Source organism: Janthinobacterium silvisoli (genome assembly GCF_014200725.1).
GTDB lineage: Bacteria > Pseudomonadota > Gammaproteobacteria > Burkholderiales > Burkholderiaceae_D > Janthinobacterium.
In genome coordinates this window covers 201,809-225,089 of record NZ_JACHCL010000003.1, presented here as the reverse complement: position 1 = coordinate 225,089, position 23,281 = coordinate 201,809, and the positions used below count along the sequence as shown (strand labels likewise).

The window sequence follows — 23,281 nt, the reverse complement described above, 5'->3', positions numbered from 1 at the left end:
CAGGAATACCATGAACGACCAGCCCTCCCTATCGCCCTCGCAGCAGGACGCGCAAGATGCGCTGCATGCCATCACTGAGCGCACGCTGGCCCATTACGACGCCAGCGCCGAGCAGTTTTTTGAAGGTACGCGCGACCATGACGTGCGCCAGAATATAGCCGCGCTGCTGAACGCCATTCAAGCGGGCGGGCGCAGCGCGCCATTTTCCATCCTCGACCTGGGCTGCGGCCCCGGGCGCGACCTGAAAGCGTTCACCGAGCTGGGCCACCACGCCACCGGCGTCGATGGTTCGCGCCGCTTTGTCGAGATGGCGCGCGCGTATAGCGGCTGCACCGTCTGGCAGCAAGACTTCGTCGACCTCGATCTGCCCGCCAGCCACTTCGACGGTGTGTTTGCCAACGCCGTGCTGTTCCACGTGCCCAGCGCCGCCTTGCCCGGCGTGCTGCGGACGCTGCACGGCTGTTTGAAACCCGGTGGCGTGCTGTTCAGTTCGAACCCGCGTGGCCAGAACCAGGAAGGCTGGAATGGCCCCCGTTATGGCAGTTATTACGATGAGGAAACCTGGTTTGCCCATCTGCAGACGGCCGGTTTCAGCCTGGTCGAGCATTATTACCGTCCCGCTGGCTTGCCGCGTGAACAGCAGCCATGGCTGGCGACCGTCTGGCGCAAAGCTGCTTAAACGAGAAATAAATACATTTGGGCATGTGTTAGGGACCGAACAGAACGGATGAAGCCTCAAGCGTAGTATGGACACATCGACACGCAGCAAGCAGCGTGTGAGCCGCGGTACCGGCCCTGGTGGCTGGACAGAGATATACCCACAGATGTACCAACTACAGCGAGGAGTTCACCATGAACAAAGATCAAGTCGAAGGTAAACTGAAAGAAGTCGGCGGCAAAATCCAGGAACAAGCTGGCAAGCTGGTCGGCAGCCAGGAACAGCAAGCCAAGGGTCTGGCCAACCAGGCTGAAGGCAAAGTGCAAAAGAAAGTTGGCGATGTGAAAGATGCGGTCGAGACCGTCACGCGCAAGCCATAATTCCAGGCACGCATGAAAAAACCGCCGCCTGTCGCGAGACAGGCGGCGGTTTTTATTTGGGCGCTACCTAGCTTACTTCGCCGCTTCGCCGCCCAGGTTTTTCTTGAAGAAGCCGGCGATCTTCGCGTACACGTGGCGTTGGCCCGCGCGCGAGGAGATGCCGTGCTTGGCGCCTGGATAGGTCATCAGGTCGAACTGCACGCCACGGTTGACCAGCGCATCGATCAAACGCGTGGTGTTCGTAAACAGCACATTATCGTCCGCCATGCCGTGTATCAGCAGCAGCGGCGATTTCAAGCCATCGAGGTGGGCAAACACGGTGCTCTTCTGGTAGCCGTCGGCATCTTCCTTCGGCATGCCGAGGAATTGTTCCGTGTAGTGGGTGTCGTACAGCGACCAGTCGGTCACGGGCGCTACCGACACGCCCATGGCGATCTTGTCCGACGCGGCCGACAGCAGGCGCAAAGTCATGAAACCGCCATAGCTCCAGCCGAACACGCCGATGCGCTTGGGGTCGACAAAGCTTTGCTTGGCCAGCCAGTCGATGCCCACCAGCTGGTCGGCTACTTCCGCTGCACCCAGGTTATGGTAGATGGCGTCGGTGAAAGCGCGTTCGCGGCGCGACGAACCGCGGTTATCGAGGCGGAACACCACAAAACCCTGCTGCGCCATGTACTGGTCAAAGGTATTGCCCCAGCGGCGAGCCACGTGCTGCGAGTGCGGACCGCCGTAGGTCGACAGGAAGACCGGGTAGCGTTTCGAGGCGTCGAAGTTCGACGGTTTTACCAGCGAGTAGTACAGGGTCTGGCCATCGTTCGATTTCAGGGTGCCGTATTCGGTCGGCAGGTGATCAGCCTTGTATTTCGCGTACGGGTGGCTGGCGTTCAGGGCGTTTTCTTCCAGCCAGCCCACCATCGAACCGTCAGGGCGGCGGATGCTCACTTGCGGCGGCGTCGATGGATCGGAATACGTATCTACGAAGACCGCGCCATTGCGGGCAAACGTCGTGTCATGCCAGCCATCGGCTTTGGTCACGCGCTGCGGCTTGTCGGCCGTGCTGCCATCGAGCGCCAGGGCGTAGGTTTGCTTGTCGATCACGGCGTCGCGGTTCGACGAGACGTAGACCTTGCCGGTTTTTTCATTGATGGCCAGCAGATTGTCGATGCCCCACTCGCCGCTGGTCACAGCGTGCAGCAGCTTGCCGCTCATGTCGTACAGGTACAGATGGTTGCGGCCCGTGCGCTCGGACGACCACAGGAAGGTGCCGTTGGACAGGAAACGCAGGTCATCATTGATGCTGACCCAGGTCTTCGAGGTTTCGGTCAGCAAGGTGCGCTGCGCCAGGGTGGCCACATCGACTGCGACCAGGTCCAGCGTTTTCTGGTCGCGCGACTGGCGTTGATACACCAGCGACTTGCTGTCGGCGCTGAAGTCGGCGCGTACCAGATAAATATCGGGATTGCTGCCCAGGTCGACCTGGCGCTGCACGCCGGTTGCTGGCTCCACGATATGCAGTTGTACCAGCACGTTAGGATCGCCAGCGGCAGGGTAGCGCTGTTCGACGACGTCGGTGCGGTCGGCGAAGATTTCAAAGCGGCGCACCACCGGCACCGGCGCTTCGTCGTAGCGTTTGTAGGCGATGGCGCTATCGTCCGGCGCCCAGTAGTAGCCGGTGCGCTGGCCCATTTCTTCCTGCGCCACGAATTCGGCTTCGGCGTTATGGATGGTGCCCTTGCCGTCGGTGGTCAGCTGGCGCTCGGCATTGGTTTTCAGGTCGATCACGAACAGGTTCTGGTCGCGCACGAAGGACACGTAGCGGCCTTTCGGCGAGATTTTCGGATCGAGCACATTGCCCTTGGCGACCAGGCGCGCCTGGTCCGGCTTGGCCGCATCGACCAGGTACAGATTGCCGGCCAGCGGCACCAGCAGCTGCTTGCCATCGGGCGACCAGCTGTAGCTGAGAATGCCGTTCAGACTGGCCGTGCGCTCGCGTTCGCGGCGCGCCTGTTCTTCGGGCGAGATGGTTTCATTCGGCACCAGCGCCTTGGAATCGACCAGGCGGTGCGTGCTCTTGTCTTTCAGCTTGAATTCCCACAGGTCGAGCTGGAACTGGTTGTCGGCACGGCCGCGCAGGAACGTGACGCGCTCGCCGTCGGGCGATACCTTCAGATTGCGCACGCCGGGGCCGGACAGCGCCGGATCGGCGTGGATGCGCTCCAGGGTCAGCTTTTCAGCTGCCGCAGGAACGCTGGCCATCGCGGCCAGAAAACAAAGAAGAAAACGCATGGATGTCTCGGTGATGGTAAAAGAGTGATCAAGCTCGCAGCTTGACCACAAACGATACCAGAGCGCGGCATTTAATGCGATAGGGCTGGGCACGGAATAAGGCCGTGATTGCCTTGTTTACTTCGGTGAAAGATTAGGGATAGCGATATTTTGTATTCCCAGGTGCAAAGGCGGCACGCATAAATTGCGCGCCGCCTGGTGTTTATGCCGCTGCGTGCATGCGGCGCAGCGATAGCCGGTTCAGATACCAGGTCAGCAGCACGGCGGCCACCGTCAAGCCCAGCACCAGGCCTATCCAGAAACCGGTGGCGGCCATCGGCGCCGCTGGCGACAGGAAGAAGCCTTGCGGCGCCAGGCCCAGCACATAACCGATCGGCAGGGAAAAGCCCCAGAAGGCCAGCAGCTGTATCAGCATGGGCTGGCGCGTTACCTTGTAGCCGCGGATGGCGCACGAGGCGGCCACCTGAGTTGCGTCGGACAACTGGAACAGGGCGGCAAACAGCAGCAGATGCGCGCACAGCGCCTGCACTTGCGGATCCGACGTATAGGCTTGCGCGATCTGGTGGCGGAACACGGTGATGAGGATGGCCGAGACCACGGCCGCCGTCAGCGACATGGCTACGCCGACCCACGAAATGAAGCGCGCCCGGCGCAGATTGTTTTCACCCACGGCGTGGCCCACGCGGGTCACCAGCGCGATGCCGAACGTGAGCGGCACCATGAACACGACGGAGGAAAAATTGAGGGCGATCTGGTGCGCCGAAACCTGGATCACGCCAAAGCGCGCCACCAGCAGGCTGATGATGCCGAAGGCGCTCACTTCCGCAAAATACGTCACGCCTATCGGCAAGCCCAGGCGCAGCATGGGGGCGATGCTGGCCGCCTGCGGTGCTTCCCAGTGGCTGAACGGATAGGTAGGGCGGTAGACGGGGGCGTGGCGTATCCACAGCACCATCGCGATCAGCATCATCCACACACAGGTAGTGGTGGCCACCGCGCAGCCGATGCCGCCCAGCTTGGGCATGCCCCAGTGGCCGTAGATCAGCAGGTAGTTGACCAGGATATTCAAGCCCAGCGCGGCCAGCGCGATCACCATCACCGGCTTGGTCTGGTTGATGCTGGTGCTGTAGCCATACAGCGCGCGGTAGGCGGCAAACGGCGGCAGCGCGCAGCTGATGATGTGCACGAACAGCTTGGCCTTGGCCGCCACGGCCGGCTCCAGCATCAGATGATCGAACACCAGCGCGGCGATGTTCGTCAGCAGGCAGGCGACCAGGCCCACGGCCAGCGCCTTCCACAGCGCCTGGCGCACGATGTGCGGCACCTTGTCGTGGCGCGCGGCGCCGATTTCATGCGCCACCAGCGTATTGATCGCCATCATGATGCCGCTCACCGTCACCAGCACGATAGACCAGATGGCTGCGCCCAGCGACACGGCCGCCAGCTCTTCGGGATTGGTGTGGCCCGTCATGGCCACGTCGGCCGCGCCCATGCCGACGGTGGCCAGCTGGCCGATCAGGATGGGCCAGGCCAGCTTCCACAAGGACGATACTTCATTGCGGATGGCGGGGATAGTGAACGAGGTGGTATGGGGCATTGAAACGAGACCTGACTAAGCTGGAAAGACGTGATTGAACAGGGCATTTTACTGACATTGCGGCAACTTGTCCGCGCGCCGGTAGAAAGGGCAGGGTGTCGCTTTCAGATGAATGCTGCTGTCTGAACGTCAATTATTGCTTTTAGTAACAATTTCTTGTGTATTTCCCATATTTTGTTACAACGTTTTTTTTGCGCGACAGCTACACTGGCGGCTAGTTGTCATGTTCTTATCACTGGAGACCCGCCGATGAACCGTACACTGAAACACGCCCTGGTCTGTGCCGCCATCCTGCTATCCCACGCTGCCGCGCAGGCAGGGGAAATCAGTCTCTACACCGATGTCAATTTCCGTGGGCGCGTGGTGGTATTGCGCGACCCCAGCGATGATCTGTCGCGCCTCAATTTCAATGACACGGCCTCCAGCATCCGGGTCAGTTCAGGCACCTGGGAAGTGTGCACGGATTCGCAATTTAACGGCCAGTGCCGCAGCTTCGGGCCGGGCGAATACAGCAGCCTTGACGGTTTGAACGACAAGATTTCATCGGTGCGTGAAGCAGGACGCGACGGCAGCAGTGGTTCACGCCCGGCACTGGAGCTGTTTTCCGAGCGTGACCAGCGGGGCGCGTCGGCGCCTGTGAATGCAGACCGCGATGATTTTGTCACCATCGGTTTCAATGATCGCGCCAACAGCATCCGCGTCGAACGCGGCTACTGGCAGTTGTGCAGCGATGCCAATTACAACGGCAGTTGCCGGGTCTTCGGGCCGGGCAGCTACGATGAGCTGGGCCGCGACCTCAACGGCCGCGTGTCGTCGGCGCGCCTGGTCGACCCGCGCGAAGCCAACCGTCCACGCGGTGGCGATAACCTGGTGGTGTTGTATGCACGCAGCGACATGCGGGGCCCCGGCTTGTCCGTCAACCGCGACGTCCGGGATTTGGTGAGCATGAATTACAATGACCAGGCCAGCTCGATAGTCATCCATGAAGGCACCTGGGAGATGTGCGAGGGTTCCCAATACAACGGCAAATGTGAAGTGATGGGCCCCGGCAGCTACCCGGATCTGAATGGCCTCGACAAGAGCATCTCCTCGCTGCGCCGCATCGATTAAAGCAGTACCTGGCCATACTATGCAAGCGCATGCGGGAGATCGCCCTGCATGCGCGATGAATATAAATAAACGGAGTTTAAGATGCTGTACCCTTTGAAACGCAGCCTGCTGTGCGCAGCCGCCCTGCTGATCCACCTGGGCGCCTCTGCTGGCGAAATTACCTTGTTTGAAGACGTGAATTTCCGTGGCCGCGCGGTGAACCTGCACGACACCACGGACGACCTGTCGCGCTACAATTTCAATGACAAGGCGTCGAGTATCGTCGTGCGTTCGGGCAGCTGGCAAATCTGTACCGACGCCGGTTTCCGCGGCAATTGCAGGGTGCTCGAACCGGGCGAATATCCTTCGCTGCCAGGCATGAACGACGCCCTCTCTTCAGTGCGTGAAATGGGTTTCAATCCGGGCCGTCCGGGCCGCGATCCTGACCGGGGTAATGGTGGCGGCTACGGCCGTGGCTCGACGCTGGAAGTGTATTCGGGGGCGGGCCAGAATGGCGGCTCGGCGCGCGTCAACCGCGATACCGACGATTTCGTCAATATCGGCTTTAACGACCGCACCACCAGCATCGTCATCTACAACGGCTACTGGCAGTTGTGCAGCGATGCCAATTACAACGGCGTGTGCCGCATCTTCGGGCCTGGCCGCTATGACGACCTGGGACGCGGCCTGTCCGGCAAGGTGTCGTCGGCGCGCATGGTCGATGAACGCGAAGGACGCCGCCAGCAGTATGATCCACCACAATACCCACAGTATCCGCAGCAGCCGCAATATCCGCAGCAGCCACAGTACCCGCAGTACCAGCAGCGCGGCGCCATCCTGCTATTCCCGGACCGCGACATGGGCGGTGAACCGCTGGCGCTGGACCGCAATGCCGATGACCTGGTGCAGTTTGGCTTTAATGACCGTGCTTCGTCGATCGTCGTCAACTACGGTCAATGGCAAGTCTGCGTCGACTCGAACTACAACGGCCGCTGCGAGATCATCGGACCGGGCCAATATGGCCGCCTGAACGGCATGGAGAACCAGATTTCTTCCGTGCGCAGGGTGCGCTGATATGCGCTCTGCGTTTCGACCTGCGCTGCTGTGCGCCGCCACCTTGCTGGCACCATTCGCTGCCGATGCGGGCGAGATGACCTTGTTCCAGGATAGCGATTTTCGTGGCCGCGCCGTGACCGTGCGTTCCGACGTGGGAGATTTGTCGCGCATGAATTTCAACGACAAGGCGTCGAGCATCATCGTGCGTTCAGGCTCCTGGGAAGTGTGCCGCGACGCCAATTACCGGGGCAGCTGCCGCGTGCTGCGTCCCGGCTACTACAGCAGCCTGCCGGGCATGAATGACGTCATTTCCTCGGTCCGCGAGGTGGGCAAGCCTGGCCATGGCGGCCATCGCCCGCCCCCGCCGCCACCTCCCAAACCGCGTCCGCCTGACGATATGCGTGGCGCCGTGCTGCTGTTCCCCGACGTAGGCATGCGCGGCCAGCCCGTGCGCCTGGAGCGCGAAGTCCGCGACTTGAGCCGCTACGGTTTCAATGACCGCACCGTTTCCGTCGTCATCAATTACGGCCGCTGGGAATTCTGCGTCGACGCCAATTACCGTGGCCGCTGCATGATCATGGGACCGGGCAGCTACGGCCGCCTGCACGGCATGGAGCGCCGCATTTCCTCGGTGCGCAGGGTGCGTTAAGTACGCACGGCCACATCGCTTAAAAGCTCAGCCATCCAGCCCACGAAGGCCCGCACCGTCGATGACAGGTGCCGGCTCTGCGGGTAAATCACGGAGAGCGGGACGGCTGGCCCCGCGTACTGTTGCAGCACCTGCACCAGGCGTCCGCTGCGCAAGTGCGGCGCCGCCAGGTAGTCGGCGATGCGTATCAATCCCAGCCCTTCCAGGGCGCATGCCAGATAAGCGTCTGTATCGTTCACCGCCAGCTTGCCCTTGACGGCGATCGTGCGCTCTTGACCATCGGCGATAAATCGCCAGTCGATCGAACGGCCACTGCGCCCCGAGTGAAATTCAATCAGCTGGTGCTGCTGCAGCTCTTCCAGCGACTGCGGCCTGCCATGGCGCGCCACATAATCAGGCGAGGCGCAGACCAACCATGCAAAGCTGCCGACCTTGCGCGCCACCAGCAGCGCCGAGTTTTCCGGCACGCCGCTGCGCACCACGCAGTCCACGCCTTCCTGTATCAGGTCGATAGTCCGGTCGCCCAGGGTCAGCACGAGGTCGATCTCGGGATACCTGGCCTGGAATTGCGCAATCGCAGGCAACACTATCTGGCGCGCGAACGACGCTGTCATATCGATGCGCAGCTTGCCCCGAGCCTGGCTCGTGCTGAAAGAGAGCTGGGTTTCAACCGCCTCCACCTCATTCAATACACGCAGGCAGTGGTCATAGTAAAGGCTGCCGCCAGGTGTCAGGCTGAGCGTGCGCGTCGTGCGCTGCAGCAGGCTGGCGCCGAGAAACGCTTCCAGATCCTGGATCGTCCTGCTGACGGTGGAGCGGGGAACCGACAGGCTTTTCGCGGCCCCGGCGAAGCTGTGCGACTCCACCACGCGGGCAAATATTTGCATGGCTCGAATTCTGTCCAAGGTCACTCTCCCGCAGGCTGATAAGTGCTCAGATTATCCCGTATTTTGCAATTCTGAAAGCAGCGTTTGGCGGCTTATGTAGAAGAGAGGCCAGTTTTATACTCTGCGGACTGAATCAAAAAACAGACTAATCGCTTGCCTACCATGAAGAGGAAACACAGATGAACCACAACGCGGAGATAGAAAATACATTGGTGCTGGGGGCCGGTGAATTGGGCATGGCGGTCTTGCGCAGCCTGGCGCCGCGCCTGCAGCACACTGGTACTGGGCTATCCGTGCTGGTGACGCTGCAATCGCTGGTCTCGCCGACGGCGATGCAGGTTTTGCGTCAGCGCGAGCTGGACGCCATGGGGGTGCAATTGCTGCCCTTCGATCTGGTGGGGCGCAATAACGCCGATTTGATCGCACTGCTGGGACAATTTCATACGGTGATCAATTGCACGGGATTCGTGGCAGGAAAGGGCACGCAGACCAGGCTGACGAAAGCGGCGATTGCCGCCAGGGTGCGCCGCTATTTTCCATGGCAGTTCGGCGTGGACTACGACGTCATTGGCAAGGGCAGCGGCCAGCCCGTGTTCGATGAACAGTACGATGTGCGGGGCTTGCTGCGGTCGCAAACGGGCACCGAATGGGTGATCATTTCGACCGGCATGTTCACCAGTTTTTTGTTCGAGCCAACAACGGGCCTGGTCGATTTCGAGGCGGGCATCGTACGGGGACTGGGGACATGGGACACGAAAGTGACGGTGACGACACCGGAAGACATCGGCCGCCTGACGACCGAAATCCTGCTGCAGCAGCCGCGCATCCGCAATCAGGTGGTCTTTGTGGCCAGCGACACGGTTTCCTATGGCCAGCTGGCGGACATCGTCGACGACGTGACGGGCCGTGTTTTTGAGCGCGAGCTGTTACGCCGTGAAAAGCTGGCCTTTCAACTGGTGCAGCAGCCGGACGATGTCATGCTGCGCTACCGGGCCGCGTTCGCACTGGGTCACGGCATGTGGTGGGACAAGGCGACCACCTACAATGCACAAAAAGGCATCCCCACGACGGACGTCAGGGCGTGGCTGGCTGCCCGTCACAAAGCCAAACCTTAATCCTTGGCCTTGTATTGTGCGCAACGATAGTTCCGCTCAATTCGTGTACTCTTTCCACAGGCGGGTCAACCATGGGGAGCATGCACGGTGGATTACAAGGACTATTACAAGGAGCTTGGCGTCGAAAAGACGGCGAGCGAGGCCGATATCAAGAAAGCGTACCGCAAGCTGGTGCGCAAATACCATCCCGACGTCAGCAAGGAACCGGACGCGGACAAGCGTACCAAGGAACTGAACGAAGCCTATGGCGTGCTGGGCGACGCGGAAAAGCGCGCTGCCTACGATGAGCTGGGGCGCCAGCCAAATGCCCAGGGAGGGCAGGGCGGATCGTTCCGGCCGCCGCCGAACTGGGGCTCGGGCTACGAATCGTCCAGCGCCGACGACAGCGACTTTTTTGCCGACCTGTTCGCCCACGTGGGCGGGCGCGGACGGGCCAACAGCCAGTTCCAGATGCAGGGTGAAGACAGCCACGCTGCCATCGAGGTCAGCCTGCACGACAGCTACCACGGCGCCAAGCGCACCATCGTCATGCGCGTGCCGGAAGCCGATGGCCAAGGCCGCGTGGTGACGCGCGAGCGTACGCTGGAAGTGACGATACCGAAAGGCGTGACGGAAGGCCAGCAGCTGCGCATGAAAGGACAGGGCCAACCGGGCAGCGGCGGTGCGCCGGCCGGCGACCTGTATCTGGAAATCCGCTTCCAGAACGATGCGCGCTACAAGGTCGAAGGGCGCGACGTCTTTGAAACGGTGCCCGTCACGCCGTGGGAAGCGGCGCTGGGCGGTTCCATCGACGTGCCCACGCCATCGGGTACGGTGTCCGTCACTGTGCCGCCCAATTCGCAGACGGGGCGCAAGCTGCGCCTGAAGGGGCGCGGCATACCCTCTGTCCAGCCTGGCGATTTATATCTGCTGCTGGAAGTGGTGCTGCCGCCGGCCAACGATGCGAAGGCACGCGAACTGTATGAAACCATGGCGCGCGAGATGGCTTTCAATCCGCGCCAGAAGCTGGGAGCGTAAATCATGACGAGCAATGTAATCGGCGTGCTATTGGAAGACAAGGCCCTGAGCCTGGAAGAACTGGCGCGCGCCTGCGCCGTGGAGCCGGACTGGGTGGTGCAGCGGGTGCAGACGGGCGTGCTGCTGCACGATGGGCTGCCGCCAGGGCAGCTCACCGCCTGGCGTTTCACCAGCCTGGACCTGGTGCGCGCGCGCCGCCTGCGCGAAATCGAATCGGTGTTCGATGCGAATGCCGACCTAGCGGCGCTGGTGGTGGATTTGTCCGAAGAGGTGGCGCGTTTGCGGCGGCGCCTGCACGTGCTCGGTGCAGACTAATCAAAGTCTCAGGCAGGATCGCCGTGCCGCTGCACGGTGATCCTGGCGATATAAAACTGGCCATCGACCACGACCCGGTGCGGGATGCCGGCCACGTCGAAGCCGGGGCCGCCGTCTTCCATCCATTCCTGTGCCACGCTGTCGAATTGCTGCGGCGTCATGCGCAGCATTTGCGCCGTGATGACGAAACGCGCGCCAGGTTTTTGCTTGTTGACGAAGTCGTCTATGCCGGCCATGTGATTGTCTCCATTGTGTCTGATCCCGGATTCTACCCTTCGCACGACGCTTCTAATACCCCTGCGCCAGCAGCAGTGGTAACTGCTCCGCAAACCGTTCCGTCAGCCACTTGCCGGCCTGTCCCGGTGGGGTGCCGGTGCGCTGTATCAGGTAGATCGGGTAGTTGGCGCTCTTGTCGACGATCAGCGGCAAATGCACGAGACGGCCCGAGGCCAGGTCTTCGCGCACCATCGCTTCGGGCATATTGCCCCAGCCCAGGCCCGCGCGCAGCAGGGCGTGCTTGGAGCCGAGGTCGCCCAGGCGCCAGTTGCGCAAGCCCAGCACCCCAAAGTCTTGTCCTTCCGTCAGCGAACTGCGGTCGCTGAGCACCAGTTGCACATGCTCGCGCGCCAGGCCGATGGGGATCGGTCCTTCGATCTGCGCCAGCGCATGGCCCGGTGCGGCCACCGGCATCAGGCGCACATGGCCCATGGCCAGGCGTTCGATGGCGTCCGAATTGGCCGACATCCAGCCGCCCACACCGAGATGGCAATGGCCATCGAGCACTTGCTGCGATACCGCGCCCATGGCTTCGATGCGCAGGCGCAGCGCGACAGTGGGAAACTGCACCTGGAAGGTTTCCAGGATGCGCACCAGCACGTAGGTGGGAAACATCACGTCCACCACCACCGACACTTCCGCTTCCAGTCCGCCAGCGAGCGCCTTGGCCCGCGCGCGCATGGCGTCGATTTTCAGCGCCACGGCGCGCGCATCGGCCAGCAGCGCCTGGCCTGCATCGGTCAGGGTGGGCTTGCGCTTGCTACGGTCGAGCAGCACCACGTTCAATTGCTCTTCCAGGTTGGCGATGGTGTAGCTGATCACCGATTGCGTGCGGTGCAGCTGGCGCGCCGCGTGGGCAAAGCCGCCCGCGTCGATGACGGCGACAAACACGCGCAACTGGTCCAGCGAAGGTTGTCCTGGTTCTCTCATGGCCACTCCATTTTCATACGATATCTACAAATTCGATGCTAAGCATTTAAATTTAACTGGTTTCGTCGATAGTAGACCCGAACTATGATATGTGCAAGTGCAGCAATTGCGGCATTCCACATCCACTTTCTCTGAAGGAGCGATTCATGTCCAAGGTTCTCTACATCAATAGCAGCGCACGTAACAACAGTTCCCTGTCGCGTCAACTGTCGGGCGAATTCGTCGCCAAACTGGCGGCACAGGGTAATACCGTCGTCGAGCGCGACCTGGCTGCCCAGCCTGTGCCGCATCTGACGGAAGAAGTGATCGGCGCCTTCTTTACGCCGCCAGATCAGCGCGGCGCAGAAGCGGCCTTTGCTGTGAAGTTGTCCGATACCCTGGTCGATGAGCTGCTCGCTGCCGACGTGCTGGTACTGGCTGCACCGATGTACAACTTCTCCGTGCCATCGACCTTGAAAGCGTGGATCGACCATGTGGCGCGCGTGGGCCGCACCTTCCAGTACACGGCAACGGGTCCGGTCGGTTTGGCAACGGGCAAGAAAGCCTACATCTTTACCTCCAGCGGCGGCATCTATAGCGAAGGCCCGGCTGCGGCCTACGATTACCTGAGCACCTATCTGCGCACTGCGCTGGGCTTCATCGGCATCACCGACATCAGCTTCATCCAGACTGAAGGCGTGTCGCGCGGTGATGAAGCGCTGGCCAATGCGCTGGCCAAGACCCGCGCCTCGATCGCTGCACTGGCTGCCTGAAGCCCGCTTCACTAGTTCTTTAGGAGGATTGCCAGCCTTGCATGGTTGACATAAGCTTGCCGGCGATGCGCACCGCATCAGTCCGGCGAGCGGTTCGCCATGAAAGATCCTCATGCTGATGCTGGCAAGGGCAGTATTGCCCCGAAATTCCCTACAGGCGCGTGCCGCGCCGCCATCTCCCGTTCCTGGCAAACAGCTGCCATTATTGATGCAGCGCAAGCTTACACACCGGTGTAAGGGCTGATTCAATAGCTGCTTGCGTTGCAATAATTTTTTCATATCGTTTATACTTTCTACATGCATTTAGGCAACACGCTTGTGTTCGCTTGTGTCTGCATGTAGCAGGGCGGACTGATCGTCGATTTTTCCAGTTGTGCCGCGTCATAAAAAATAAATAGCTGAGCTAAGTATCCTGAGCAAGCGCGATCGCATGGTTTCCAACCCACCACCGGGCCAGTTTTCAGAGACGGACTAGCCGGTCACTTTTTGGAGCAAACATCGTGCCAATAAAGCATGTTGATTTTTATGAAGTGGACTACATGGCCGAGCCCTTGCGCGGCTGCAAGCTATGGGGCGCTTACGTTGCCGTCTATGCCCCTTCGGCCAACCCCATGCACAGGACCAATATCCTGAAAAAACGCAGGGTCTCGGCCGACCATCAATTCACCACGCAAGCCGACGCCATTGCCGTCGCGGGCGAGGCCGCCGTCAAGCTGGTCGAGCGCCGCCGGCGCCGCTACTATCTTCATCCCTGACGCCGCCGGCCTACGGTAGCGCATTGCGCTGAAACTGTTTCCCAGACGTGGTAGTCTGCAGTGGAAGGCAGCTGGGAGGCGTGCTGTGCCAATAGCATTTGTTGATCACTATGAAGTCGATTACACGGCGGAACCCTTGCGGGGTACCCGCCAGTGGGGCGCTTACGTCGCCATCTTTACGCCGTCAAACAGTCCCATGCATCGCGACAATGTGTTTCCCAAGCACCGGGTGCTGGCCGATCACGTTTTCACTACGGAAGCGGATGCGGAAGAGGCAGCGCATGCCGAGGGCCTGGCTGTCCTTGAACGGCTGCGTCGCCCACCCGAGTATTGAGCTTTGCACAGCTGCAAGCTTGCCCTTATCATCTCCTTCCCGCCACGCCCGAGGATCACCATGAAACGCTCGCTGCACCTGCTCGTCATCGACCCGCAAAACGATTTTTGCGACTTGCCTGCCGCCTGGCTGCCTGAAGGCGCCGCGCCTGCGCTGCCCGTGCCCGGCGCACACGCCGACATGCTGCGCGTGGCGCGCCTGATCGAGCAGGCAGGCGCCGGCCTGACGCAGATCAGCGTGACCCTGGACGCCCATCACCGCTACGATATCGCCCATCCCACGTTCTGGTCTACCGGCGATGGCGGCGTGGTGACGCCGTTCACGCAAATCGTCGCCGCCGATGTGCGGAGTGGCCGCTACCTGCCGCGCCGGCCCGAAGCCTTGCCGCGCGCGCTCGCTTATCTCGATGCGCTGGAAACCGCCGGGCGCTACCAGCTGATGGTCTGGCCCGTGCATTGCGAGATCGGTTCCTGGGGCCAGAATATCCATGCGGCCGTGCGCGCCGCCTACAACGGCTGGGAAGTGGCCCAGTTAAAAGTGGTTGCAAAACTCAGCAAGGGATCGAATCCGTGGACCGAACATTACTCGGCCGTCATGGCGGAAGTGCCGGACAACGAAGATCCCGCCACGCAGTTGAATATTTCCTTCCTCGATACCCTGCTGCCGGCCGAGCGCATCTATGTGTGTGGCGAGGCGGCCAGCCATTGCGTCAAGGCCAGCACCGAGCATATCGCCGACTACCTGGAACAGCAGCAAGGCAGGCAGGCGCTGTCGCGGCTGGTGCTCTTGACCGATTGCATGAGTCCGGTGACGGGTTTCGAAGTTCAGCAGCGCGACTTCCTGGCCGCCATGCAGGCGCGCGGGGCGCGCTTGGCGACGGCAGCGGAGGTCTTGCCTGAACTGTTGGAAAATGCAGCTCGATGACGCATTTATAAGGCGCTCTCTGCTGAAATGCTTGCAGTGGCGTACTATCTTGGCTTGAGGAAGTTGGAGAAAATTACACATGACCCCGATAGTGCGCAGTTTGCTGGAAACCGATCTGTATAAATTTACAATGTGGCAAGCTTTGCTGCACGGTCATCCGAACACCCATACCGAATACGAATTTGTCTGCCGCAATACGCCCGTGTTTCCACTGGCTGAATTGAAACATGAGCTGGAAGAGCAGCTCGACCACCTGTGTTCGATGTCGTTTGCCGAGGACGAGCTGGCCTATCTGCGAACCTTGCGCTTCATGAAGAGCGATTTCGTCGATTTCCTGACAGTGTTCCGCTTCCAGCGCAAATTCATCGAAGTGAGCACCGATGGCGATGACCTGGTCGTGCATGCGGCTGGCCCGCAAGTGCATGTGATGGGTTTCGAGATTTTCGTGCTGTACATCATCAACGAATTGTATTTCCGCCGCTTTGACCTGGACGCTGCCATGCGCGAAGGGCGCCAGCGCCTGGCGGCCAAGGTGGTGGCCGTCAAAGAATTTGGCAAGCTGCCGCGCCGCAAGCATCCGTTTGAATTTTCCGATTTCGGCGTGCGCCGCCGTTTTTCGGGCGCCTGGCACGATGAAGTGGTGTCGACCCTGGCGCGCGCCGTGCCCGAATATTTCAAGGGCACTTCGAATGTCTACCTGGCGAAAAAGCTGGGCATTGTGCCGATCGGCACCATGGCGCATGAATACATGCAATCGTTCCAGTCCTTTGGCGTGCGCTTGCGCGATTTCCAGAAAGCGGCGCTGGAAGACTGGGTGCAGGAATACCGCGGCGATCTGGGCATTGCACTGACGGACGTGGTCGGCATGGATGCCTTTTTGGCCGATTTCGACCTGTATTTTGCCAAGCTGTTCGATGGCTTGCGCCACGATTCGGGCGATCCGGTCGCGTGGGGTGAGAAAGCGCTGGCCCATTACGCAACCTTGCGCATCGACGCCAATACCAAGCGCCTGGTGTTTTCCGATGGCCTGGACCTGGACAAGGCCTTTGCCCTGTACCAGCATTTCGCCGACCGCATCATGACGGGTTTTGGCATCGGCACCAACCTCACGAACGACGTCGGCTTGACGCCGCTCAACATCGTCATGAAGCTGGTGCGCTGCAACGGCCAGTCGGTGGCGAAATTGTCTGATTCGCCAGGCAAGACCCTGTGCAAGGATGAAACTTTCCTCGCTTATCTACGCCAGGTATTCCATCACCCCGCCGCGTAAAACTATGCTCTCTTAGAAACCCGTCAGCACGGTTTGCATGTGTTCCACCTGCGGCGGGGCGGCGAAGAATTCGCTGACCAGGGCGCGCCATGCGGGGAAGGCGTCGCTGTTGCGGAAGTGCACGGTATGGTCTTCCAAGGTAGCCCAGCGTACTACCAGGCGGTAGCCTTCGCTGTTTTCGATTGAACGCTCCAGGTGCACGGCCTGGCAGCCGCGCGAGTTCTTGAACAGCGGCACGGCCTTGGCGACGGCTGCTTCGAAGGCGGCGTGGGTATCGGGTTTGATCTGGAGATGGGCAATTTCAAAAATCATGGAAAGTTCCGGTGTGAAGGAGAAGAACGCCTATCTTGCCATGGTTTGAGCTGCAGCGTGAGAGCCGGTTTTGAGCTTATCGTGCGGGGATTGCAAGATAAATATCTTGATATTCTCGTAACTGGCACGCAAGTGGCGGTAAGATATGGCCTGGATGCGAGCTTGCGATGTATCTTGCAAACTGAAGTGCTGGGATGATCTTTCATAGGAGAACCAAATGGCAGCGAAGAAAATTCTGTTTTTGACGGGCGATTTTGCAGAGGATTATGAAACGATGGTGCCGTTCCAGGCACTGCTGATGCTGGGCCATACCGTGCATGCCGTTTGTCCCGGCAAGAAGAGTGGCGACACCATCAAGACCGCCATCCATGATTTCGAAGGCGACCAGACTTACACGGAAAAACCTGGCCATCTGTTCACGCTCAATGCGGCCTTTGATGAAATCGATCCGGCCCGCTACGACGCGCTGATGATCGCAGGCGGGCGCGCGCCCGAATACCTGCGCCTGAACGACCGGGTGATCTCCGCCGTGCGCCACTTTGCCGAAGCGGGCAAGCCCATCGCCGCCGTCTGCCATGGCGCGCAATTGCTGGCCGCTGCCGACGTGATACGCGGCAAGCGCATATCCGCTTACCCGGCTTGCGCGCCGGAAGTGAAACTGGCTGGCGGCGAGTATGCCGATATCGCCGTCACCGAAGCTGTCACTGATGGCCAGTTCGTGACGGCGCCCGCCTGGCCGGCCCACCCGGCCTGGCTGGCGCAGTTCGTCAAGCTGCTGGGGACGGAAATCCGTTTGTAATTATTTTTTGTCCGCCATGCCGTGACCGGCATGGCGGCTATGTTTTCCTTTGATTCGAGTTTTCATGCAAGCGCCGCGCAGTAATCCTTCCCGCAAACAACTTCCCGCTTCGCGCTGGCGCCAGCGCCGCCAGGCGCAAACACCAGCCCGCCTGAGCGCCGCGCAGCAGCGGCAACTGGCCACCCTGCACGATATTTCCACCTTGCTGGCGGGCCAGCATGCGATCGATGCCCTGTGCCGTGGTTTCTTGCGCCACGTGATGCAATTTGCCCAGGCCGAAGGCGGCACGGTGCGCATCCTCGACACCCAGCAAGACACGGTGCACATGATCGTGCACGAGGGCATCTCGGAAGCGATGGTGGAAGAAGAGCATTGCATGCCGAATAACGATTGCCTGTGCGGCGCGGCTGTGGCGCAAGGCGTGATCCAGATCCGCGAGTTTCGCCCTGGCGATACGGAGCAGCGCTTCCGTTGCCAGGATGAAGGTTTTAGTGCGATTACCGTGATTCCCATCATCGTGCGCGAGCAGGTGGTCGGTAGTTTTTCCCTGCATTTTGCGCGGCCGCAAAAGGTGGGCGCACAGCAGCATGGCTGGCTGGAAACCCTGGCGCAAAGCCTGGGTATTGCGATTGAAAACCAGCGCCTGATCGCGCGTGAAAAAGAATTTGCCGTGGCCCGCGAACGCAGCCTGCTGGCCGAAGGCTTGCACGACAGCATAGCCCAAAGCCTCAATTTCATTAGCCTGCAAGTGCAGATGCTCGACGATTCCGTGCGCCGGGGAGAACTGGGCGAAGCGGCCGAAGTGTTGCCGCTGATGCGCATGGGCGTGGAGCAAAGTTATCAGGATGTGCGCGAATTGCTGGTCAATTTCCGTACGCGCTGGCAGGGTAGTGACTTGCAGGAAAAACTGGCCGAAGTGCTGGCCCGCTTCGAACAGCAAACGGGCATCACTGGCGCGCTGGACGTGCGCGGTCATGGTGCGCCGCTGGCGCCGGAACAGCAATTGCAGGTACTGTTCATCGTGCAGGAAGCGCTGTCGAATATCCGCAAGCACGCGCAGGCCAGCCACATACTGTTGCGGGTCGACAATGGCCGCGATTTTGCGCTGCGCGTGTGCGACGATGGCGACGGTTTTGAAGCCCAAAGCCGGGACAGCCAGACCGAAGTGCAGATCGGCTTGCGCATCATGCAGGAAAGGGCGCAACGCCTGGGCGCGCAATTGACCGTCGACAGCACGCCCGGCGAAGGCACGACGGTGTCGCTGGCCTTGCCTGAAGCGCGGCGCCAGGCCGCCTGATGAACTCTCAACATAGCATCAACATAGATACGGAAATAGTGAACGCAACTATCAATATTTTGCTGGTCGATGACCACACCCTGCTGCGTAGCGGCGTCAAGCTGCTGCTGCAGCGCAATCCGCAATTCAAGGTGGTGGGCGAAGCATCGAACGGGCTCGACGGCGTCAGGCTGACGGGCGAGTTAGAGCCTGACGTGGTGCTGATGGATTTGAATATGCCCGGTGTCTCGGGTCTGGAAGCGCTGCAGCAAATCTTGCAGCAATGGCCGCACACGGTGGTGCTGATGCTGACCGTGTCGGAAGACGCCGCCGACTTGGGCGCGGCCTTGCGCGCCGGTGCACGTGGCTATCTGCTGAAAAATATCGAAGCCGAGCAGCTGGGCCAGGCGATACGCCGCGCCGCCGCCGGCGAATCGGTGATCGCCGACGCCATGACGGCCAAGCTGGTGTCGCAATTCCGTGCCGGCCAGGCTGCGCCCGAAGAATACTACGACAAGCTGACGCCACGCGAACGCGAAGCCATGGCTTGCCTGGCGCGCGGCCTGAGCAACAAGGAAATCGCCCGCGAACTGGACGTGGCGGAAAGCACGGTCAAGATCCACGTGCAAAACATCCTCAAAAAGCTGAAGCTCAGCAGCCGCGTGCAAATCGCCGTTTACGCCGTCGAACGTGGTTTAGGCAAATAAGGTCTATCTAAACCTACTGCGCGTCGCGCTTTGCGGCTTGCGATGCTCACCGTGCTTTATCACGGTTGCGCTTCTTAGCCACAAATCACTGCCGCTCGCGACGGTTTTGTTAGACCTTATACCCGCAAAAGAATGCGTGGATAATTGATCTGGATAGCGTTTTTGCCTAGATGATTCTAGTTCCTTTGACGTATGGTCTTGACGCTGTTGGCACACTACACTTAGCTATTCGCTAATCCACAGAAGAGAGTGTCATGCATAAGGTTAACGTCGATGGCTTGCTGTCGAGCCAGGCTCTGTTCCGCCATATTTCGCCATCCCAACTTGAACAATTGCGTCACGATGTAGTCCGTGTCGAAGTGGAAAAAGGTAAAGTGCTGTTCCGCAAGGGCGAAGTGGCGGAAGGCGCGTATGTGGTGGTGTTTGGCCTCATCAAGCTGAGCGTGTTTTCGATGGAAGGCACGGACAAGGTGCTGGAGCTGATCCGTCCCGGCCAAAGTTTCGGCGAAGCCATGATTTTCCTCGACGAACCGTATCCTTTCTGCGCCGAAGCGCTCGAACATTGCTTGCTGCTGCGCATCCCGCCGCACGCTTTGCTGCGTTTGCTGGACCAGTCGCCGCGCATCGCGCGCCAGATGATGAACAGCCTGTCGCACCATTTGATGGGATTTATCCGCAATGTGGAGCGCTGCTCGGTGCAAAATGCTACCCAGAGGGTGGTCGAGTATTTGCTGCAGGCATCGGACCAGCAGCGCACGAACGAGGTGAAGCTGGACTTGAAGAAAAGCCTGCTGGCATCGTTCCTGAATCTCGCGCCCGCCACCCTGTCGCGCGTGCTGCATCAGCTGACGGACTTGCATCTGATTAAGGTCAGCGGCTCGCTCATCCAGATCCAGTCCGACGCCTTGAAAAGCTATCGCCACGGCGCGGGCACGCCGCTGCTCAACTAGGTTTTTGCAGCGGGTAAGGTCAGCCGCCAAAAGACCAGCGCGACCAGGCTGACCAACGCGCCCAGCCCGCATACGCCCCACCAGCCGGCCAGCGCCTGCACGCTGGTGGCGGCGATGGCGCCCAAGCCACTGCCCACCGCATAAAACAGCATATAGCACGCCACCAGGCGGCTGTGCCCATCGCTCTCCTGCTTGAAAATCAGGCTCTGGTTGGTGACGTGGATGGCTTGGCCAGCCAGGTCCAGCGCGATGATGCCGACGATTAAAGGCCACAATGCCTGCGTGGTAAATCCCAGCGGCAACCATGCTGCCAGCAGCAACAGCAAGGCTGCGCCCGTGGTCCATTGCGCCTGGCCTCTGTCAGCCAAACTACCTGCACGCGCCGCTCCCAGCGCACCCACCACACCGACCAGGCCAAAGGCGCCGATCGCGGTGTGCGTATAGCCTTGCGCACTCAGCGGAAACACCAGGCTGCTCCAGAAAATGCTCAGCGCGGCAAACATCAGCAATGCCAGCACACCGCGCACCTGCAACACCTTGTTGTGGGCCAGCATATGCACCATCGACGCCAGCAGCGCACCATACGACAGGCGTTTTTCCGCTTGCGGGGAGGGCGGTAGCATGCGCCACAGCAAGACCAGCAAAGCCAGCGAGATGGCGGCCGAGACCAGGTACACGGCGCGCCAGCCGGCGATATCGGCCACCAGACCCGACAAGGTACGCGCCAGCAACAGGCCGATCATCACGCCGCCCTGCGCCATGCCGACGACTCTGCCCCGCTCATGGCTTGATGCCGCGCTGGCCGCGTAGGCGATCAAGCCCTGCGTCATGGCCGTGCCCAGCAAACCTGTCATCAGCATGCCAGCCAGCAAGCCGGTAGTGGAGGTGGCGCTGCCCAGTGCCAGCAAGACCAGGCACAGCATCACGAGCTGAACCAGGGTCAATCGGCGCCGGTTTAACATATCGCCCAGCGGCACGAGCAGCAGCAGGGCCAGCGCGCAACCGAGTTGGGTGGCCGTGATGATCATGCCGCTGGCCGCCTCTGTCAAACCGAATTCCTGCGCCAGGGTGGCTAGCAGTGGCTGGGCGTAATAAACATTGGCTACGCTCAAGCCGCTCGCAGCGGCAAACAGCCAGACCAGGTACGTGGGAAGAGTTTTGTTGCTGTTGATATCGGTATCGCGCATGGCTTTGAATAATCTAGTTTTAAAATGAAACTAGTTGGAGTCTATGCTGAATAGTTTTAAAATGCAACCACAAGCAAAGGAGAATGTTGTGGCCAAGCGCAAGAGTCTGAAAACCGATCCCTGTCCCGTGGCGCGCGCGCTCGACGTGATCGGCGACCGCTGGTCCTTGCTGATCGTGCGAGATGCTTTCGATGGCATGCGCCGTTTCGGCGAATTCCAGAAGAGCCTGGGCGTGGCCCGCAACATCCTGGCCGACCGCCTGCATACCCTGGTGGAAGAGGGTATCTTTAGCAGTGCACCGGCTTCCGATGGCACGGCCTATCAGGAATATGTGCTCACTGAAAAAGGCCTGGGCCTGTTTCCCATCGTGGTGGGGCTGCGCCAGTGGAGCGAGGCACAGCTGTTCGAGGCGGGTGAAATGCATTCGACCTTGCTGGAGCGCAATTCAGGCACGCCCGTGCGCGCACTGCAGGTGCTCTCGCCAGACGGCCGCGTGCTGCAGGCGGGCGATACCTTCGTGCACAAGGTGAAACCATGAGGACCAGGCCATGAGCAGGGTGGCGGTGATCGGCGGTGGCATCACGGGCGTGACCACGGCATATGCCTTGGCCAAACGGGGCGTGCACGTGACCCTGATCGAGCGGCACCGCTATGCCGCGATGGAAACTTCGTTCGCGAATGGCGGGCAATTGTCTGCCTCGCATGCCGAGGTGTGGAACCACAAGGCCACCATCGTCAACGCCCTGAAATGGATGCTGACCCGCGACGCGCCCCTGCTGCTCAACCCTCGCCCAGGCTGGCACAAGCTGAGCTGGTTCGCCGAATTCCTGGCCGCCATGCCGTCGTATGAAGACAATACGGTGGCCACCGTGCGCATGGCGATTGCGGCGCGCAAGCATCTGTTTTCCTGGGCGGCAGAAGAGGGTATTGATTTTGATCATCGCCAGGCCGGCATCCTGCATATCTACCGCGACCGGGCCGGTTTCGAGCGGGCAGCCCGCGTGTCGCGTCTGCTATCCCAGGGCGGCTTGCTGCGCCGCCCCGTCACTCCACAAGAAATGCGCACCATCGAGCCGGCCTTGATGGGCAATTTTTACGGTGGCTATTTCACGGAAAGCGATTCCACCGGCGACATCCACAAATTTACCAGCGGCCTGGCCGCCGCCTGCCTGCGGCTTGGTGTGCGCTGCCGTTACGGCACCACGGTGACGGCGGTGGCCAGTGAAAACAATCGTATCGGCATCACTACCAATCAGGATTACAGCGTGTTCGACGCCGTCGTCATCTCTGCCGGCACGGCCAGCCGCAAGCTGGCGGCCATGCTGGGCGACCATGTGAATGTGTATCCGGTGAAAGGCTATTCCATTACCGTGCAGCTGGATGACGAAGCCAGCCAGGCGGCCGCGCCCATCGTCAGCCTGCTCGATGATGCGACCAAGCTGGTCAGCAGCCGCCTGGGGCAAGACCGCTTGCGCGTGGCCGGCACGGCAGAATTTAATGGAAGCAACCGCGACATCCGCGCCGACCGCATCCGCCCGCTGCTGCAATGGGTAGAGCAATGTTTCCCCAACGTCAGCACGCGCAAGGTCGTGCCCTGGGCCGGCCTGCGCCCCATGCTGCCCGACATGTTGCCGAAAGTGGGACGGGGCAAGGCGCCGGGCGTGTTCTACAACACGGGCCACGGCCACCTGGGCTGGACCCTGGCAGCCGCCACCGCCGAAACGGTGGCGGCGCAGGTGGCGGCGTCGCTGGACTGAGCT

General features: G+C 60.7%; 26 protein-coding genes. 19 read left to right on the top strand and 7 right to left on the bottom strand.

Annotated elements, in window-relative coordinates:
• The first annotated feature begins 10 nt into the window (after window positions 1–10).
• Together HDE75_RS17445 and HDE75_RS17440 are read left to right on the top strand one after the other, a co-directional pair.
• Window positions 11–679, top strand: a complete 669-nt coding sequence (locus tag HDE75_RS17445; protein ID WP_183678529.1) for a class I SAM-dependent methyltransferase — start codon at window positions 11–13, stop codon at window positions 677–679.
• A gap of 173 nt (window positions 680–852) precedes the next feature.
• Window positions 853–1,038, top strand: a complete 186-nt coding sequence (locus tag HDE75_RS17440; RefSeq protein ID WP_183678528.1) for a CsbD family protein — start codon at window positions 853–855, stop codon at window positions 1,036–1,038.
• 72 nt (window positions 1,039–1,110) lie between these two features.
• Here the strand turns inward: HDE75_RS17440 and HDE75_RS17435 are convergent, their stop codons facing one another.
• Both HDE75_RS17435 and HDE75_RS17430 read right to left on the bottom strand, forming a co-directional pair.
• Complete coding sequence (locus HDE75_RS17435; protein WP_183678526.1) at window positions 1,111–3,324, bottom strand: S9 family peptidase; 2,214 nt, start codon at window positions 3,322–3,324, stop codon at window positions 1,111–1,113.
• A 202-nt stretch (window positions 3,325–3,526) separates the two neighbouring features.
• Entirely contained in the window at window positions 3,527–4,921 is a 1,395-nt protein-coding gene (locus tag HDE75_RS17430; protein ID WP_183678524.1) for an MATE family efflux transporter, read from the bottom strand.
• A 249-nt stretch (window positions 4,922–5,170) separates the two neighbouring features.
• On the opposite strand from HDE75_RS17430, the gene HDE75_RS17425 reads away from it, so the two are divergent.
• The 3 genes from HDE75_RS17425 to HDE75_RS17415 all read left to right on the top strand — a co-directional run bounded on the left by HDE75_RS17425 (window position 5,171) and on the right by HDE75_RS17415 (window position 7,715).
• Window positions 5,171–6,031, top strand: a complete 861-nt coding sequence (locus tag HDE75_RS17425) for a beta/gamma crystallin-related protein (RefSeq protein WP_183678522.1) — start codon at window positions 5,171–5,173, stop codon at window positions 6,029–6,031.
• Window positions 6,032–6,112: 81 nt separating this feature from the next.
• Window positions 6,113–7,084, top strand: a complete 972-nt coding sequence (locus HDE75_RS17420) for a beta/gamma crystallin-related protein (RefSeq protein WP_183678520.1) — start codon at window positions 6,113–6,115, stop codon at window positions 7,082–7,084.
• A gap of 1 nt (window position 7,085) precedes the next feature.
• A complete protein-coding gene (locus tag HDE75_RS17415; RefSeq protein WP_183678518.1) occupies window positions 7,086–7,715 on the top strand; it encodes a beta/gamma crystallin-related protein in 630 nt (209 codons plus the stop codon).
• Here HDE75_RS17415 and HDE75_RS17410 read toward each other — a convergent pair.
• Window positions 7,712–8,602, bottom strand: a complete 891-nt coding sequence (locus HDE75_RS17410) for a LysR family transcriptional regulator (RefSeq protein ID WP_260174169.1) — start codon at window positions 8,600–8,602, stop codon at window positions 7,712–7,714. The genes HDE75_RS17415 and HDE75_RS17410 overlap by 4 nt on opposite strands.
• Before the next feature lie 179 nt (window positions 8,603–8,781).
• Here HDE75_RS17410 and HDE75_RS17405 point away from each other — a divergent pair, with 179 nt between their 5' ends.
• The 3 genes from HDE75_RS17405 to HDE75_RS17395 all read left to right on the top strand — a co-directional run bounded on the left by HDE75_RS17405 (window position 8,782) and on the right by HDE75_RS17395 (window position 11,049).
• A complete protein-coding gene (locus HDE75_RS17405) occupies window positions 8,782–9,717 on the top strand; it encodes an aromatic alcohol reductase (RefSeq protein WP_183678514.1) in 936 nt (311 codons plus the stop codon).
• 87 nt (window positions 9,718–9,804) lie between these two features.
• Entirely contained in the window at window positions 9,805–10,734 is a 930-nt protein-coding gene (locus tag HDE75_RS17400) for a DnaJ C-terminal domain-containing protein (protein ID WP_183678512.1), read from the top strand.
• 3 nt (window positions 10,735–10,737) lie between these two features.
• Window positions 10,738–11,049, top strand: a complete 312-nt coding sequence (locus tag HDE75_RS17395) for a MerR family transcriptional regulator (protein WP_183678510.1) — start codon at window positions 10,738–10,740, stop codon at window positions 11,047–11,049.
• Window positions 11,050–11,057: 8 nt separating this feature from the next.
• Here the strand turns inward: HDE75_RS17395 and HDE75_RS17390 are convergent, their stop codons facing one another.
• Together HDE75_RS17390 and HDE75_RS17385 are read right to left on the bottom strand one after the other, a co-directional pair.
• The gene (locus HDE75_RS17390) at window positions 11,058–11,285 is read right to left on the bottom strand and encodes a hypothetical protein (protein ID WP_183678509.1); all 228 of its coding nucleotides are present in this window, start codon (window positions 11,283–11,285) and stop codon (window positions 11,058–11,060) included.
• Between the two features lie 52 nt (window positions 11,286–11,337).
• Complete coding sequence (locus tag HDE75_RS17385; protein WP_183678508.1) at window positions 11,338–12,255, bottom strand: LysR family transcriptional regulator; 918 nt, start codon at window positions 12,253–12,255, stop codon at window positions 11,338–11,340.
• Window positions 12,256–12,401: 146 nt separating this feature from the next.
• Between HDE75_RS17385 and HDE75_RS17380 the strand changes: the two genes are divergently transcribed.
• The 5 genes from HDE75_RS17380 (at window position 12,402) to pncB (ending at window position 16,290) form a co-directional block, all read left to right on the top strand.
• Window positions 12,402–13,007: an FMN-dependent NADH-azoreductase gene (locus HDE75_RS17380; protein WP_183678507.1), complete on the top strand. Its 606-nt coding sequence runs from the start codon at window positions 12,402–12,404 to the stop codon at window positions 13,005–13,007.
• Between the two features lie 500 nt (window positions 13,008–13,507).
• Complete coding sequence (locus tag HDE75_RS17375) at window positions 13,508–13,762, top strand: hypothetical protein (RefSeq protein WP_183678506.1); 255 nt, start codon at window positions 13,508–13,510, stop codon at window positions 13,760–13,762.
• 85 nt (window positions 13,763–13,847) lie between these two features.
• Window positions 13,848–14,096, top strand: coding sequence for a hypothetical protein (locus HDE75_RS17370; RefSeq protein ID WP_183678505.1), 249 nt, complete (start codon window positions 13,848–13,850; stop codon window positions 14,094–14,096).
• Between the two features lie 60 nt (window positions 14,097–14,156).
• Window positions 14,157–15,020: a cysteine hydrolase family protein gene (locus HDE75_RS17365; RefSeq protein WP_183678504.1), complete on the top strand. Its 864-nt coding sequence runs from the start codon at window positions 14,157–14,159 to the stop codon at window positions 15,018–15,020.
• 79 nt (window positions 15,021–15,099) lie between these two features.
• Entirely contained in the window at window positions 15,100–16,290 is a 1,191-nt protein-coding gene (gene pncB / locus HDE75_RS17360; protein WP_183678503.1) for a nicotinate phosphoribosyltransferase, read from the top strand.
• Between the two features lie 12 nt (window positions 16,291–16,302).
• Here the strand turns inward: pncB and HDE75_RS17355 are convergent, their stop codons facing one another.
• Window positions 16,303–16,602, bottom strand: coding sequence for an antibiotic biosynthesis monooxygenase family protein (locus tag HDE75_RS17355; RefSeq protein WP_183678501.1), 300 nt, complete (start codon window positions 16,600–16,602; stop codon window positions 16,303–16,305).
• A gap of 217 nt (window positions 16,603–16,819) precedes the next feature.
• Between HDE75_RS17355 and HDE75_RS17350 the strand changes: the two genes are divergently transcribed.
• The 4 genes from HDE75_RS17350 (at window position 16,820) to HDE75_RS17335 (ending at window position 20,334) form a co-directional block, all read left to right on the top strand.
• A complete protein-coding gene (locus HDE75_RS17350; protein WP_183678499.1) occupies window positions 16,820–17,401 on the top strand; it encodes a DJ-1/PfpI family protein in 582 nt (193 codons plus the stop codon).
• Between the two features lie 64 nt (window positions 17,402–17,465).
• Window positions 17,466–18,698: a GAF domain-containing sensor histidine kinase gene (locus HDE75_RS17345; protein ID WP_183678497.1), complete on the top strand. Its 1,233-nt coding sequence runs from the start codon at window positions 17,466–17,468 to the stop codon at window positions 18,696–18,698.
• Between the two features lie 38 nt (window positions 18,699–18,736).
• Window positions 18,737–19,384, top strand: coding sequence for a response regulator (locus HDE75_RS17340; RefSeq protein ID WP_409335663.1), 648 nt, complete (start codon window positions 18,737–18,739; stop codon window positions 19,382–19,384).
• Window positions 19,385–19,638: 254 nt separating this feature from the next.
• The gene (locus tag HDE75_RS17335; protein ID WP_183678493.1) at window positions 19,639–20,334 is read left to right on the top strand and encodes a Crp/Fnr family transcriptional regulator; all 696 of its coding nucleotides are present in this window, start codon (window positions 19,639–19,641) and stop codon (window positions 20,332–20,334) included.
• On the opposite strand, the gene HDE75_RS17330 is transcribed toward HDE75_RS17335, so the two are convergent.
• Window positions 20,331–21,521 carry an MFS transporter gene (locus tag HDE75_RS17330; protein ID WP_183678491.1) on the bottom strand — a complete coding sequence of 397 codons (1,191 nt, stop codon included), beginning with the start codon at window positions 21,519–21,521 and terminating at the stop codon, window positions 20,331–20,333. The two genes, HDE75_RS17335 and HDE75_RS17330, sit on opposite strands and share 4 nt — an antisense overlap.
• 88 nt (window positions 21,522–21,609) lie before the next feature.
• Here HDE75_RS17330 and HDE75_RS17325 point away from each other — a divergent pair, with 88 nt between their 5' ends.
• Together HDE75_RS17325 and HDE75_RS17320 are read left to right on the top strand one after the other, a co-directional pair.
• Window positions 21,610–22,059, top strand: coding sequence for a winged helix-turn-helix transcriptional regulator (locus tag HDE75_RS17325; RefSeq protein ID WP_183678489.1), 450 nt, complete (start codon window positions 21,610–21,612; stop codon window positions 22,057–22,059).
• Window positions 22,060–22,069: 10 nt separating this feature from the next.
• Entirely contained in the window at window positions 22,070–23,278 is a 1,209-nt protein-coding gene (locus tag HDE75_RS17320; RefSeq protein ID WP_183678487.1) for a D-amino acid dehydrogenase, read from the top strand.
• Window positions 23,279–23,281: the final 3 nt, after the last annotated feature.